Consider the following 14,702-nt stretch of genomic DNA (forward strand, 5'->3'; position numbering starts at 1 on the left):
ATGGCGCAACCGGAAGGCGAGTTCAAGATGCCGACGATCTCAAATCACAGATCGCGGGACGGCTTTGCGTTGATTGAAGCATTCTCATAGCGAACAACGTCTTCCGTACGAATACGGACGAGCTTCCCACCCAAGCGGAAGAAATCTAGATCGCCTCGCTCAAGCATGTTCCGAATGTGCCTTTCGGAGCAGTGCCATCGCTCAGCCAGTGTCTTCGGCGTGAAAACGTTTGGCAGGTCTTCGTCGCTCATATGCGCCTCGTCGGAAGCTAGGGGCCGATAAGTCTGGTTATCGGCCGTCAGGATTTCAGAACGGAGACGGAACAGGCTGCTACCAATTTGCTACCGAACTCGGTAGCACAGGCCGAAATAGAACAGGATGGGAACGGACTCGCCCTCTCTCAAACCGCGCAATTCCGGGGCTTTGAAGCACGGTTAAGGACGAGGCGGCACTAATCTAAGCGAATTTCAAGACCGGTGCCTTAAACCGCTCGGCCATCCCTCCGTTATCGATCGGCTTCGTCGATCCGTTGCCCGATACGCGAACTTTTGTACAATTGCAGCAAGCCGGTTTCACTTTCGGCTTTACCGCTCCCTTGATCGTCGCGTCAACCTGTCGGCAGCGGATTCTTGCCAGCGCAGCACGAGCAGACAGCACGTTGACATGACCACCGCGAATCTTGCCTGCCTACCCCTGAAGTTCCTTGTCCCACAGGCGTACAACCGCTTGCTGCGGCAAGCGAGGACCCTATGTTGGGTCCGAAAGAGACAGGGAATTTCATGGCGGCAAACGGCAAGACGGACATCGACCACGAACGCTTGAAGAAGGTCGTGGAAGGCATCGCGGTAGAGATACGCAAAGCAACGGAATGGGGCAAGGCGGCGGATTACATTCCCGAACTCGCCAAAATCGACACGAAGCAGTTCGGCATCGCGGTTCTAACCCGTGATGGGCAAACGATCGCGGGCGGCGATGCCGATACGCAATTTTCGATCCAGAGCATTTCCAAGGTGTTCGCGCTTGCGATCGCGCTCAAGGCCAAAGGGGAAAAAGTCTGGAAGCGCGTCGGCAAGGAGCCGTCGGGCGATCCCTATAATTCGATCATCGATCTGGAGCGCCACAAGGGCTTTCCGCGCAATCCTTTCATCAATCCGGGGGCGCTCGTCGTCGTCGATATGCTGCTCGAGGATCGAGAGCGGGATGACCTGCCGGATACTGTGCGCGACTTCATCGGCGACATGATCGGCGATCATGCCATCGGCATCGATGAGGATGTCGTGAAATCCGAACACATTTCGGGCTTCACCAATAAGGCGCTCGCCAATCTGGCCAAATCCTTCGGCAATCTGAACCATGAGGTCGACGACGTGATGCACGTCTATGTGCGCCAATGCGCGGTCGCGCTCTCATGCAGGCAGTTGGCTGCGGCCGGGCGTTTCCTGATGCTCGACCGCGAGGACATCGATGATAAGGTCTCGAAGGCAGACGCCGAGCGCGCCCGGCGCATCAATGCGGTGATGCTGACTTGCGGGCAATATGACGGATCGGGAGATTTCGCCTATCGCGTCGGATTGCCGGCCAAGAGCGGCGTGGGCGGCGGCATTCTGGCCGTCGTGCCGAACACGGCGACCGTGGCGGTCTGGTCCCCCGGCCTCGACGACAACGGCAACTCTCTGCTCGGCACGCTGGCGCTCGAACGCCTGTCGCAACGCATGGACTGGTCCATCTTCGGCGCGGTGCGGCGCGTCTGATGTCGGCCATTTTCGATCACATCGCCGCGCTGCATGGCAAGAGAAACTGGGGAAGCGTGCTTGATGCCGGCACCGGCATCAATTCCCTGCGCTGGCTGCGCGGCCGGAAGGCGGACAGCTTGACGGCCGTTACGGGCGCGGAACTGATGGTGCGGCGCATCGAAGAGGCGCTCGGCCCATCGCCCGCGAATGAGCGGATCGTGACCGGCAACTGGGCCGACCCGGATTTTCTGCGAAACGAGACATTCGACGTCGTCCTCGCCGACTATCTGATCGGGGCGATGGACGGCTTCGCGCCCTATTTCCAGGACGAGATGATCGAGCGGCTGCGTCTGGCATGCGCGGGGCGGCTCTATCTGGTCGGCTTGGAACCCTACGTGCTCGACAAGCCCGCAAGCGCGGAAGGCGAGATCGTCTTTCGCATCGGGCGTCTTCGCGATACGTTCCTGCTTCTGTCCGGTCAAAAGACCTACCGCGAATTTCCGCTGACCTGGGTCACGCGGCATCTGGAACGCGCTGGTTTCAAGACGATCGATATCCGCAAGTTTCCGATCCGCTACCGCGCGCGCTTCGTCAACGCGCAACTCGACATGTGCATCAACCGCCTGCATCTGGTGCCGGACGATTTGCGGACCGCCCTTGCCGACCATGTCGAGGAGTTGCGCAGGCAGGCTTTGCGTCTGGAAGCCAAGAATGAGGGTCTTCGTCTCGGGTTCGACTACGTCGTCGCGGCGGAACCGGCCTGAACGTGCGAAACCTGCATATCTGACCGATCCGATCTTCTCGCGCCGACGTACATTTCTCCAAAACCGCGCCAAGACCGCAAACCGAAGTTCCCATGGCCTCTTCCAACGATCGCAACCCCGACCTGCCCGCAATCGTGCTCTTTCGCCACGATCTGCGGCTCGCCGACAATCGCGCGCTTCGCGAGGCTGCCGATACAGGCAAGCCGCTCGTGCTTGTCTTCGTTTTCGACGAGATGAGCGAGGGCATTCGCAAGCTCGGCGGTGCCCGGCGCTGGTGGCTGCATCATTCGCTCGATGCACTGACGAAATCGATCGGAAACGCCGGTGGGAAGCTTATTCTGCGCGCCGGTCCGATGGTCGATGTCGTGCTCGATCTGGTTGAGGAAACAGGCGCGGACATGGTGTTCTGGAACCGGCGCTACGACCCGCCTGCGATAGCCGCCGACAAGGACATGAAAAAGCGCCTTGATGAGCAGGACATAGCGACGGCAAGCTTCGAGGGCCATCTCCTGCATGAACCCTGGCAGATCAGGACCGGATCGGGTGGTTTCTACAAGGTCTATTCGCCCTTCTGGCGTGCGCTTGTTGCAGCAAGCGAGCCGCGCGCGCCCGTATCCCGCCCGCAAAAGCTGCGCGCATTCGCGAAGCGCATACAGTCTGACGAACTCGCCGATTGGAAGCTATTGCCGACGCGGCCCGACTGGGCAGGCGGACTGCGCGAAACCTGGACACCGGGCGAGGACGCCGCCCATGCTGCGCTGAACGCGTTTCTCTCAAGCCCGATCGACGGCTACGGCGAAAATCGCGACCGGCCCGACCTGCCCTCCACATCGCGCCTGTCGCCGCATCTGGCGCATGGCGAGATCACACCGTTCCAGATCTGGCACGCGCTCGAAACCCGCAAGGTAGGGGCGCCGGCAAGCGACGTCGAAAAATTTCGCAAGGAGGTCGCGTGGCGGGAATTCTCCTACCATCTCCTCTTCCACAATCCCGACCTTGGCCGCACGAACTTCAATCGCGACTTCGACGACTTTCCGTGGAAGGGCGGAACGAAGACGCGTCATGCATGGCAACAGGGCCAGACGGGCTATCCGTTGATCGATGCCGGCATGCGCGAGCTCTGGCAGACCGGCTGGGTGCATAACCGGGTGCGCATGGTCGCGGCCTCCTTCCTCGTCAAGCATCTGCTTCAGGACTGGCGGCTCGGCGAGGAATGGTTCTGGGACACGCTGGTCGACGCCGATCCGGCCAGCAACACCGCCAACTGGCAGTGGGTCGCCGGCTCCGGTGCCGATGCCGCACCCTATTTCCGGGTGTTCAATCCAATTTTGCAGGGCGTGAAGTTCGATCCAGACGCGACTTATGTCCATAAATTCGTACCCGAACTTGACCGGCTAGCCGCGAAGGAGACTCATGAGCCCTGGAAGGGGTCCCCGGAAGCACTTTCGAAAGCCGGCGTGAAACTCGGCGAGACATATCCCGTACCTGTCGTCGAGCATTCGAGCGCGCGCGACCAGGCGCTGCAAGCCTATAAGGACATGAAGGGGCATTCATGAACATCGTTCCGATCAGCCGCACCGCGGACGGCCGCAAGAAGATTGCCGTCATCGGCTCCGGGATATCGGGCGCGTCCGCCGCCTGGGCACTGCGAGAGACGTCCGACGTAACGCTGTTCGAGGCCGGCGAACGTGCCGGCGGACATACCGCGACGGTCGACATCGACTATGACGGAACGCCGATCTCGGTCGACACGGGCTTCATCGTCTATAACGAGCACAATTACCACGATCTGACCGCGCTCTTTTCCCATCTCGGCGTCGCGACCCACGAAAGCGATATGGGCTTTTCGCTGTCGCTGGACGGCGGTCGGCTGGAATGGAGTGGCCAGAGCTATTCCTCGATCTTCGCCCAGCGGCGAAACCTCTTCTCGCCGCGCTTCCTGAAGATGCTCGGCGAAATCCTTCGCTTCAACAAGCAATGCGTCAGCGATCGCGACACCGGCCGGCTGGCCGGCATGACGATCGGCGACTATCTCGTTGCGCGCCGCTTCTCGCCGGGTTTCCGGGACAATTATTTGATCCCGATGGCGGCTGCGATCTGGTCCACGCCGCGCATCAGGATGCTGGATTATCCGGCGTCGTCCTTCGTCAATTTCTTCCAGAACCACCGCCTGATTCATCACGAGCGGCCGAAATGGCGGACCGTGACGGGTGGCGCGAAAACCTATCTGGAAAAGCTGATCGCGCCGCTCGGCGACCGGATGCGGCTTGGCAGTCCGGTCGAAACCATCGTCCGCGATGCGCTCGGGGTCATCATATGGGCGAAGGATGCAGCGCCCGAACGCTTCGACGCCGTCGTGATCGCTGCCCATTCCGATCAGGCGCTCGCGATGCTCGACGATGCCTCGCCCGTCGAACGCACCGTGCTCGGCGACATTTCATATCGGCCGAACCGCGTCGTGCTTCACCGCGACGTACGCCTGATGCCGAAGCGCCGGATTGCATGGTCAGCCTGGAACTATTTGCGCGCTAGCGGCGACGAGGAGGAACGGGACGTGTCCGTCACCTACTGGATGAACCGGCTGCAAGGCATCGATGCGGGCAAGCCCCTCTTCGTCTCGCTCAATCCAGCGACGGACCCCGCGCCCCAAACCGTCTTTGGCGAATGGTCCTACGCACACCCGCAATTCGACGCCCGCGCGCTCACCGCGCAGGCGCGTCTCGATGAGATCCAGGGCGTGCGTCATACATGGTTCGCCGGCGCCTGGACCGGCAACGGCTTCCACGAGGACGGCCTGCGGTCCGGTCTCGACGCGGCTACGGCTCTCGGCGCGACGATTCCATGGACTCGCTTCAGGGTTGCCGCGGACGAACTGCCGATGGCGGCCGAATAGGCAAGAACGATGATCCGCAAGGAGCGCATCACGACCATAGCCGAAAACGGAAGCGCACCGGATGCAGCGGTTTCGCTCTATGTCGGCGAGGTGATGCATGCGCGTCTGAAACCCTTCACGCACCGTTTCGTCTACCGGGTCTTTTCGCTGCTGGTCGACCTCGACCGGCTGGAGGAGGCGGATCGTCGCTCGGTGCTTTTCGGGATCGACCGGGCCGCCCTTGTTTCCTTCCATCAGAAAGACCACACAGATCGCAAAGGCGAAAGCCTGCGCGCCAGGGCGGACCGGCTTTTTCTCGACGCCGGCCTGCCCGAGCGGCCAAGCCGCGTCCTTTTGCTCGCCTATCCGCGCATCCTCGGCTACGTCTTCAACCCGATTTCCGTCTATTTCGCGTATGACGATACGGATGCGTTGAACGCCGTCATTTATGCGGTGCGCAACACATTCGGCGAGCAACACACCTATGTCGCGCGCGTGGAGCCCGGCGAACTGACATCGGCCGGCCTGCGCCAGACGCGAACCAAGATATTCCATGTCTCGCCCTTCATCGACATGGGCGCGCGCTATCGGTTTCGGCTTTTGCCGCCGGGCGAGATCGTACGGCTTCGCATTCACGAGACAGAGGGCGACCAGCCGCTCCTGTCGGCGACCTTTGCAGGAGAGCGCAATGACCTGACGACCCGCTCGCTGGCGCGCATCCTCTTGCGCATTCCGCTGATGACATGGAAAGTGATCGCCGGGATACATTACGAAGCGCTGAAGCTCTGGTGGAAGGGCGCGCGCTTCCATAAAAGCCCGCCGCCCGGCAAGCCGGTCAGTTTCAGGGACGAGGCTACAGTTCTGACGGCTGCAAATGAGGGCGAACGGACTTGGGGGGTGAGGACATGACCACGACAACGCCCGTGCGCCGAACTGCCGTCATTCTAGACGCGGCGAACTTTGCGGCTGCCACGCGCGCCTTGCCCGCCAGGGCACGTCTGGCGCTCAAGGTGGGCATGGCGTTGCCGCATGGTTCGCTGACGGTCGAGGTTCCGGACGGTTCGGTCTTCAAGGTAGGTGGCAACGGCCCCGGACCTGATGCGCATCTTCGCCTGAAGAACTGGAATCTCGTTTCCCGCGCATTTTCAGGTGCCACGATCGGCGTCGCCGAATCCTATATGGATGGAGATTGGGACAGTCCCGACGTCACGGCCTTTCTCGAACTTTTCGTCATCAACGAGGAAGCCGGCGAGGTCGTCGCCGGCGGCGCCAACTGGATGCTGACGCTTTTCCAACGCCTTCGCCACTGGTTCCACCAGAATTCGCGCACCGGCTCCAAACGGAACATCGCGGCTCATTACGACCTCGGCAATGCGTTCTATCGCGAATGGCTCGACCCTTCGATGACCTATTCGGCAGCGCTCTACGAAACCGGCGCGAACGACCTTGCCGGTGCGCAGGCTGAAAAGTACCGGGCGCTGGCCCGTGACACCGGCATCGGCCCGAACGACCATGTTCTGGAGATCGGCTGCGGCTGGGGCGGTTTCGCCGAGTTCGCCGCGCGTGAGATAGGCTGCAAGGTGACGGGCCTGACGATCAGCCAGGAACAGCACGACTTTGCCCGCGCGCGCATGCAAAAGGCCGGACTTGCCGATAAGGTCGACATCCGCTTTCAGGATTATCGCGACGAGACGGGCACCTATGACCGCATAGCATCGATCGAGATGTTCGAAGCCGTGGGCGAAAAATACTGGCCGGTCTTCTTCTCCAAGATGCGCGACTGCCTGAAGCCCCACGGTGCGGCGGGAATGCAGATCATCACCATCAAGGACGATATCTTCCCAAGTTATCGGGCGCGACCGGATTTCATCCAGCGCTACGTCTTTCCCGGCGGCATGCTCCCCTCGCCGTCGATCCTGCGCACGCTCGGCAAGGATCACGGGCTGAGGCTCGCCGCCGAGCGCATTTTCCCGCAGGATTACGCGCGCACGCTTGCCGAATGGCGCGACCGCTTCCATGCCTCCTGGCATCGCATCGTACCGCTCGGATTCGACGACCGGTTCAAGCGCCTGTGGGAGTTCTATCTCCACTATTGCGAAGCCGGGTTCCGCGCCGAATACATCGATGTCCGACAGGTCATCTACCGCAAGTGATCATCCGGCCAGATTGGGCATCAGGTAAAGCCCCATCACCAGCAATGCCGAAAACAGCGCGGTCTTGAAACGCGCCTCCGACATTCGCCCCCTCACCTTTTGCCCGATCACCATGCCCGCGATCGCCGGCACCAGCGCGGCCATCGAAAGCAGTCCGAGATCGGCGTCGAGCAATCCGTTGCTGCCCAGCGCCAGCGCCAGCGCGAGCGTCGACAGCGTGAACAAAATGCCCATCGCCTGAACGAGTTCGTTGCGCGAAAGCCCGATAGCCTGGAGATACATGACGCCAGGCACCACGAAGGAACCCGTCATGCCGGTCAGAACGCCATTGGCCGCGCCGAAGGCCGGTCCGAGCCATGAGCGGTGCGCGGCCGGAATGGCGAGCTTCAGGCCGCCGAGATTGACCGCTGCGTAGGTCACCAGCAGGACCCCGAGAAGTCCGCTCAGAAAATTGGTATCGAGCCGCGTCAGCGCCATCGCACCGAGCCAGACCGTCACCGTTGCAAGCATGAAGAACGGGCCATGCCGGCGCAGGATGTCCCAAGCGCTGCTGCCTGCAAGCGCCTGCCACAGATTGGTGGCGAAGGAGGGCACCAAAAGCAGCGCCATGGCCTGCGGGAGCCCGAGCACCGCAGTCAAAAGCGCGAGACTGACGGTCGGCAGGCCAAGCCCGACGACGCCTTTGACGAAGCCGGCCAGAAGGAATGTGGCGGCCACCGCCAGTGACACCTCCATGTCCGGCATTCCCAATTCCTCCGATCCCGTCTCCAACGACGATGAACGCGCGGATGACCAAAGGCAAGGCAACACGCCAGTCGCCCGGTTTCTTCGCAACGTCTGGATTAAGCTTCATTCCAAAACGCCTGCATGATTTTCAACAGTCTGTTCACGGATTTGTGCAGAAAAATCTTGAAAAACTAAACGAACGATAGACGGAATTATTTGGATTCAAGACATCGCAAGATTGATATTATCGATCAGAAATCAGTTAACTATAAATTATGATATTTCTAGATTTGCGATTAACTTATATTTAACCGCCGAACAATCCAAAATTCAAAATTGCAACTATTTTGGGAAAGCTGCCGTTGCGTAATGTGCAACCTTGAGGAGAAAGCTATGAAAGTTTCGCACTTGAAACATCTCGGCGCTGCTTCAGCCATTGTGCTTGGTACGAGCTTGACGGTGCCTTCACCGGCCCACGCTAATCTGTGTGATCTGCCTGCCCGTTCATTGTCGGCAGCCCAGATACAGGCCATCGCGGAAAACGGATGCCTTCCTGAAAACGCTCCCGGCGCTCCGGGCCGGGCGTCTGCCAACCCCGGAACTCCCGGTGTTCCTGGCGTGCCCGGAGTTCCCGGCACGCCCGGCACCCCCGGAACTCCTGGAACGCCAGGTACACCCGGTGCCGGAACTCCCGGCGGCATCAATGTCGGCGTCGGCGGCGGTGCCGTGGGCAATACCGGCGGCGTTAACGTGGGTGCCGGTCCAGGTGCCGGTTCCAACAATTCCGGTGGCATCAATGCCGGCGTCGGTTCCGGTGCCGGATCGGGCAACACCAGCGGCATCAGCGCCGGTGTCGGCTCCGGCGCGGCATCGGGCAATACCGGCGGTGTCAGCGCCGGTGTCGGCTCTGACGCGGCAGCCGGCAATACCGGCGGCATCAGCGCCGGCGTTGGATCGGGCGCCGCGTCCGGTAACTCGGGCGGCGTTAGTGTCGGCCTGGGCAGCGGCGCTGCCAGCGGCAACACGGGCGGCATCAGCGCCGACATCGGCGGTGGCGGAACCGGTGCCGGGAGCAACAACAGTGGCGGTATCGGCGTTGGCCTTGGCGGCGCGGACGGACTTGGCGTCAGCCTGGGATCCGATGGACTTGGCGTCAGCATTGGCGGCCAGGGCATAGGCCTCGGCGGGGGTGGCGGTGGTAGCTCCGGCGGCGATGCTGGCCCCGGCGGTGCCGGCGATCCGTGATCTGCGGATCTCCTTGCAACTCAAAAGCCCGCCGTCGCAAGACGGCGGGCTTCCTTTATCTGATCACGGATAAGGATCCGACTACGATTAAAGCGTGATCCGGTAGCGAGCGAACCCATTGTCACCCTCGCCTGCCTCTTCGATCGACACGCCTTCGACTTCTGCGATGAAATCGCGCGCCTTCGGTCCTGTATCGAAAAGGACCGTCGTTCCCTCCATCGGTGCGAATGCCCAATTGCCGTCGGCGGCCGGGTTGATCGTGCCTTCCTCCACAATGTAGCGCACGATGACATCGCGGTTGGTGTCCGGCGCTTCGTAGACCACCTTGTCGGGGCCGATTTCGGGAAAGTTTCCACCGCCGCTGGCGCGGTAATTGTTGGTCGCGACGACGAAACGCGCTTCCGGATCGATCGGCTGACCGTCGAATTCGAGATCGACGATGCGGCTCGAATCGGCATTCACCGCAGCGCCGTCACTGTCGTATTTCGCCGGTTGCGACAGATCGATGCGATAGGTCACTCCATCGATCACATCGAAATTATAGGAGGGGAAATCCGGGTTGATGAGCACCGCGTCGCTGGCGCCGGGCTCGACCTGATTGAACATGCCGGCGGACATTTCCAGCCATTCCTTTACCTGCGCGCCGGTGACGACCACGGCCTGTACGGTGTTGGGATAGAGATAAAGGTCGGCAACGTTGCGGATGGCGACATCGCCGGCCGGAACGTCCGTGTAGTAGTCCGGCCCCCCGCGCCCGCCGGCCTTGAACGGCGCCGCCGCCGAAAGCACCGGCAGATCGGCATATTCAGAGTTCGCGAGCATGTCGGTGATGTACCAAACCTGAGCCTGGCTTACGATCTGCACAGATGGATCGTCGGCCACGAGCGCGAAATAGGAATGAAGCGGCGCTTCGCTCTGACCGACCGGCGTATTGACGTATTCGATCGTCGCGTCGTGATCCTCGCGAACGGCGTCCTCGACCTCCGCCTTGCTTTCCACCAGCGGATTGACCTGACGCTCGACGCGCTCATAGATCGGCCGTGCCTCGCTCGTGTGCGAAACCACGCTCCAGCTATCGCCGTCGCGCTCCAGCAAAAGGTCGATCAGCCCGAGATGCGATCCCCAGAACCCAGCCATGACGGCGGGCTTGCCGTTGATGGTGCCGGCCTCATTGTCGACGCCGTCGACATCGTCGAAATCCGAGCCGGGGAATACGAGGTGACTGTGCCCCGTAACGATCGCGTCGACGCCCTCGATGCCCGCGACGAGATAGGCCGCATTTTCGAGGTTATCACGGTACTCGGTCGGGCCGACGCCTGAATGGGACAGGACGATGACGATATCAGCCCCCTCCTCGCGCACCTTCGGCACCCAGGCTTCAGCCGCCCTGACAATGTCGCGTGCCTCGACCTTGCCTTCAAGATGGCGCACGTCCCAGTTCATGATCTGCGGCGGCACGAAGCCGATCAGGCCGATGCGGATCGGATGCTCCTCGCCGGCGCCGTCCGTGATGGTCCGGTCGAGGATGACGAAGGGCTCCATCAGGAGATCGTCGTCGAGCGGATTTTCCGCAAGCGTCCCGTTGGCGACGTTGGCGCACACGAACGGGAAGTTCGCGCCCGCCAGCACCTTGTCCATGAATTCGAGGCCGTAATTGAATTCGTGGTTGCCCAGCGTCGAACAGTCGAATTCGAGCGTGTTCATCGCCTTGATGATCGGATGGACGTCACCCTCGTTCATCCCCCGCTCATAGGCGTAGTAGTCGCCCATCGGGTTTCCCTGCAGGAAATCGCCATTGTCGACCAGGATCGCGTTCGTCGCCTCCGCGCGGATTTCGTCGACGATCGTGGCCGTGCGCGCCACGCCCATCGTGTCGTTCTCGCGGTCGGCGTAATAGTCATAAGGAAAGACGTGGACGTGGAGATCGGTCGTTTCCATGATGCGCAGATGCGCCTGGTTCGCCTGTGCGCGCGCCGAATAGGGGTGCAGCATGATGGCAGCGCCCGTGGCGGCGGTGCCGGCGAGAAATGCGCGGCGGGAAACGGCGAGGGATTTCGCGGTCATCGAGTTCTCCATCTGAAGGGATTCTTCGGTCGTCTTGATGCGACGGGCACAGTTTCGACTCCGATCGACCGGCAGTCCAGCAACTTTTCATGACGCGTGAACGACGAAGGACGCGACGCTGCGTCAGGCGAGATCCGGATCGATGCCCATATGCGTGCGATCGATCACTTCCCGAAGCGCGAAGGACGAATTGATCTTCGTCACATGCGGCATAGCCGTCAGCCAATCGCGATGGATGCGCTCGTAATCGGCGAGATCCTTGGCTGCGATCCGCAACACATAGTCGTACTCGCCCGACATCAGATGACAGGACAGGATATTCGGGCAGCGCTTCACGGCCGCCTCGAAATCGGTCAGCGTCTTCTCGAACTGGCCCGACAACGAGATATGGACGATCGCCGTCATCTTGTGCCCGAGCGCGGAATTCGAAAGTCGCGCATGATAGCCGCGTATGACGCCCTCCCTCTCCAGAATGTCGAGCCGCCGCGAGCACGCAGATTGGGATAGCCCGATCCGCTCGGCAAGCGCCGCATTCGGGAGTCGCCCTTCCGCCTGAAGAGCCTCAAGAATGGCGACATCCGTCCTGTCCAGCTTCATTTTCCGTGAATTCCATCATAAATTGTCTATTTTGCGCAATTTTACACTGAAACACCTTAATGTCATGCCTGGTTTCGCAAACCCCTTCGACATGCCTTCGGATATGATCGGGAAAACGGAACATTTGGGAGAATGTAGATGCGCGTCGGCTGTCCGAAGGAAATCAAGAATCACGAGTACCGCGTCGGGCTCACCCCCGGTTCGGTCCGCGAATATGTCGCGCACGGCCACGACGTTCTCGTCGAAACCGGCGCGGGCGCGGGGATCGGTGCGGACGACAACGCCTATCGCGCGGCAGGCGCGACGATCGCAAAGACCGCGGGCGAAGTATTCGCCAAGTCGGACATGGTCGTGAAGGTCAAGGAGCCGCAACCGTCCGAATGGATGCAGCTTCGCGAGGACCAGATCCTCTACACCTACCTTCACCTTGCGCCCGATCCGGAGCAGACGAAGGGGCTGATCGAATCCGGCGTCACCGCCATTGCCTATGAAACCGTCACCGATGATCGCGGCGGCTTGCCGCTTCTCGCCCCCATGTCGGAAGTCGCCGGTCGTCTGTCGATTCAGGCCGGTGCGACCGCTCTGCAAAAGGCAAATGGCGGACGTGGCGTGCTGCTCGGCGGCGTGCCCGGCGTGCTTCCGGGCAAGGTCACGGTCATTGGAGGCGGCGTCGTCGGCCTTCATGCGGCGAAAATGGCCGTCGGCCTCGGCGCGGACGTCACCATTCTCGACCGCTCGATCCCGCGCCTTCGCCAGCTCGACGACATCTTCAACGGCCGCGTCCACACCCGCTATTCCACCGTCGAGGCGCTGGAAGAGGAATGCTTCTCAGGCGATATCGTCGTCGGAGCCGTCCTCATTCCGGGCGCCGCCGCGCCCAAACTGGTCACGCGTGAGATGCTCTCGGGCATGAAGAAGGGCGCGGTTCTGGTCGATGTCGCGATCGATCAGGGCGGCTGTTTCGAAACGTCCCACGCCACCACACATGCGGAGCCGACCTACGAGGTCGACGGCATCATCCATTATTGCGTGGCCAACATGCCCGGCGCAGTTCCCGTCACCTCCGCCCACGCGCTTAACAACGCGACGCTGCACTATGGCTTGCAGCTTGCCGATCGCGGTCTGAACGCCATTCTCGACGACAGGCACCTGCGCAACGGCCTCAACATCCATAAGGGCCGCATCACCAACGCACCCGTCGCCGAAGCGCTCGGCTACGAGATGGTCGAGGTGCAAAAGGCCCTCGCCGCCTGAAGCCATTCGGAAAACAAAGAGCCGCCGGTTGCTGAATTGGCGGCTCTTTCTTGGTTCAACGCACGAATTCGTCGATGCGCCGGATAGTGACGCGGCGGTTTCGCCAGTCCTCGTAAGGCGTATTGATCAACAGGTAATCCTCACCGTAACCTACCGTCTCCAGCATCCGGCCGGACACGCCGAATTCGTTGACAAGGACACGCCGAAGGGAATCGGCCCGGCGTTCCGACAATATCTGGTTGGATTCGCGCGAGCCGACAGCGTCCGTATGGCCCTCTATCAAAAAGCGCGCGCCGCGACGACGACGGCCGAGTTGCTCGAACGCACTGGCGATCTCACGCACTTTGCGAAATTCCGAACGCGGAATCGTTGCCGATCCGAACTCGAAGTTGATTGCCTGAATGTCGATGGACGGCGCTTGCCGCCGAAGCTCCGGCCGGCGGCGGAATTCCTGGATCGTGACACGATCCTCAGGACGAACCCGACGCCGCGGCGCCGCATCGAGTTGGCGCATGATCTGCCCGGACGACGGTCCGCTGCGGTCCTGTGCGGCGGCAAATGAGGGCACGGCTATCGCTGCGGCAAAGCTGGCCAGGAAAAAACGGCGGTTCATATGGTCGTCTCCTTCTCGAAATCATCGGGAAGGAGATTGTCAAACCGTCCCTGAAGCATGGCTGAATGCGGTGTTGGCAAATGTTCAGCTTTCTTAACGCCTTCTATCCGCCCGCTCGATCCGCACCTGATAGCAATTGTTTCTGGCCGAGCGGACGTGGATATAGGCAACGTCCCGACGCTTGAGCATCAATTGCGCATAATGCGCAATTTCGCTGGACGGCGTGACCTGACCGGTCCCGTAGACGATCCTGTTGTCTCCTCCATAACCGCGAAGAATGTAGTCGGGCGACGTTTTCAGGATGGGTGGTGTGTCGTCGCCTTCGATGGCTCGTTCACATGGACGGCAATGCAAAAAGATCGGACCGGTCTCGGCATAAGGCTGCAGGTCGAGAAATGGGCGGTAGGCGAGGACTATATAGTCTTCGCCGTCGGCCACGTCCTGCAGGCAGGTGCCGACATGGAACACCGTCGCCTGACGATGTTTTCACTTCCGGCAATCGCCCATAGACGTCAGTTCCCCCGCTTTGCAGGAACCTGACTTCATCGGTGCGCAATGCAACGTATCGAATGCTGGGCATCAAGGTCTCCTCGAGCGTTGAACGACGCCATTGTCAGGACAACGACTTCGTGCAGCCACCCGAAAACAAGAGTCCTCGCCCACTGTCACGGGACCGTTACG

Annotated in this window: 13 protein-coding genes and 1 pseudogene; 8 read left to right on the top strand and 6 right to left on the bottom strand. The window is 61.1% G+C overall.

Going from position 1 to position 14,702, the window contains the following annotated elements; translation table 11 throughout:
* Positions 1-44: 44 nt before the first annotated feature.
* Positions 45-251: a helix-turn-helix domain-containing protein gene (locus GTW25_RS05985; protein ID WP_252911048.1), complete on the bottom strand. Its 207-nt coding sequence runs from the start codon at positions 249-251 to the stop codon at positions 45-47.
* 498 nt (positions 252-749) lie between these two features.
* On the opposite strand from GTW25_RS05985, the gene GTW25_RS05990 reads away from it, so the two are divergent.
* The 6 genes from GTW25_RS05990 to GTW25_RS06015 all read left to right on the top strand — a co-directional run bounded on the left by GTW25_RS05990 (position 750) and on the right by GTW25_RS06015 (position 7,522).
* Complete coding sequence (locus GTW25_RS05990) at positions 750-1,751, top strand: glutaminase (RefSeq protein ID WP_372493062.1); 1,002 nt, start codon at positions 750-752, stop codon at positions 1,749-1,751.
* Positions 1,751-2,497: a class I SAM-dependent methyltransferase gene (locus GTW25_RS05995; protein WP_252911049.1), complete on the top strand. Its 747-nt coding sequence runs from the start codon at positions 1,751-1,753 to the stop codon at positions 2,495-2,497. The genes GTW25_RS05990 and GTW25_RS05995 overlap by 1 nt, the downstream gene beginning before the upstream one ends.
* A gap of 92 nt (positions 2,498-2,589) precedes the next feature.
* The gene (locus tag GTW25_RS06000) at positions 2,590-4,053 is read left to right on the top strand and encodes a cryptochrome/photolyase family protein (RefSeq protein ID WP_252911050.1); all 1,464 of its coding nucleotides are present in this window, start codon (positions 2,590-2,592) and stop codon (positions 4,051-4,053) included.
* Complete coding sequence (locus GTW25_RS06005; protein ID WP_252911051.1) at positions 4,050-5,390, top strand: NAD(P)/FAD-dependent oxidoreductase; 1,341 nt, start codon at positions 4,050-4,052, stop codon at positions 5,388-5,390. Before GTW25_RS06000 ends, GTW25_RS06005 begins: the two co-directional genes overlap by 4 nt.
* 9 nt (positions 5,391-5,399) lie before the next feature.
* Positions 5,400-6,278, top strand: coding sequence for a DUF1365 domain-containing protein (locus GTW25_RS06010; protein ID WP_252911052.1), 879 nt, complete (start codon positions 5,400-5,402; stop codon positions 6,276-6,278).
* On the top strand, positions 6,275-7,522 hold the full coding sequence (locus GTW25_RS06015) for an SAM-dependent methyltransferase (RefSeq protein ID WP_252911053.1): 1,248 nt from the start codon (positions 6,275-6,277) through the stop codon (positions 7,520-7,522). Before GTW25_RS06010 ends, GTW25_RS06015 begins: the two co-directional genes overlap by 4 nt.
* Here GTW25_RS06015 and GTW25_RS06020 read toward each other — a convergent pair whose 3' ends face one another.
* Positions 7,523-8,266: a sulfite exporter TauE/SafE family protein gene (locus GTW25_RS06020; protein WP_252911054.1), complete on the bottom strand. Its 744-nt coding sequence runs from the start codon at positions 8,264-8,266 to the stop codon at positions 7,523-7,525. It abuts the gene before it with no gap.
* Positions 8,267-8,866: 600 nt separating this feature from the next.
* Here GTW25_RS06020 and GTW25_RS06025 point away from each other — a divergent pair.
* Positions 8,867-9,493 (top strand): hypothetical protein, encoded by a 627-nt coding sequence (locus tag GTW25_RS06025; RefSeq protein WP_252911055.1) that lies wholly within the window; start codon positions 8,867-8,869, stop codon positions 9,491-9,493.
* 87 nt (positions 9,494-9,580) lie between these two features.
* Here GTW25_RS06025 and GTW25_RS06030 read toward each other — a convergent pair whose 3' ends face one another.
* Both GTW25_RS06030 and GTW25_RS06035 read right to left on the bottom strand, forming a co-directional pair.
* The gene (locus GTW25_RS06030) at positions 9,581-11,557 is read right to left on the bottom strand and encodes a bifunctional 2',3'-cyclic-nucleotide 2'-phosphodiesterase/3'-nucleotidase (protein WP_252911056.1); all 1,977 of its coding nucleotides are present in this window, start codon (positions 11,555-11,557) and stop codon (positions 9,581-9,583) included.
* A 123-nt stretch (positions 11,558-11,680) separates the two neighbouring features.
* Positions 11,681-12,154, bottom strand: a complete 474-nt coding sequence (locus GTW25_RS06035) for an Lrp/AsnC family transcriptional regulator (RefSeq protein ID WP_252911057.1) — start codon at positions 12,152-12,154, stop codon at positions 11,681-11,683.
* A gap of 138 nt (positions 12,155-12,292) precedes the next feature.
* On the opposite strand from GTW25_RS06035, the gene ald reads away from it, so the two are divergent.
* Complete coding sequence (gene ald / locus GTW25_RS06040) at positions 12,293-13,408, top strand: alanine dehydrogenase (protein WP_252911058.1); 1,116 nt, start codon at positions 12,293-12,295, stop codon at positions 13,406-13,408.
* 55 nt (positions 13,409-13,463) lie between these two features.
* Here the strand turns inward: ald and GTW25_RS06045 are convergent, their stop codons facing one another.
* Both GTW25_RS06045 and GTW25_RS06050 read right to left on the bottom strand, forming a co-directional pair.
* Positions 13,464-14,021, bottom strand: coding sequence for an OmpA family protein (locus GTW25_RS06045; protein WP_252911059.1), 558 nt, complete (start codon positions 14,019-14,021; stop codon positions 13,464-13,466).
* A 93-nt stretch (positions 14,022-14,114) separates the two neighbouring features.
* A pseudogene (locus GTW25_RS06050) lies at positions 14,115-14,601 on the bottom strand (DUF1203 domain-containing protein).
* Positions 14,602-14,702: the final 101 nt, after the last annotated feature.

The sequence above is a fragment of the Aliihoeflea aestuarii genome, from assembly GCF_024105665.1.
GTDB classification, from domain to species: Bacteria; Pseudomonadota; Alphaproteobacteria; order Rhizobiales; family Rhizobiaceae; genus Aliihoeflea; species Aliihoeflea aestuarii.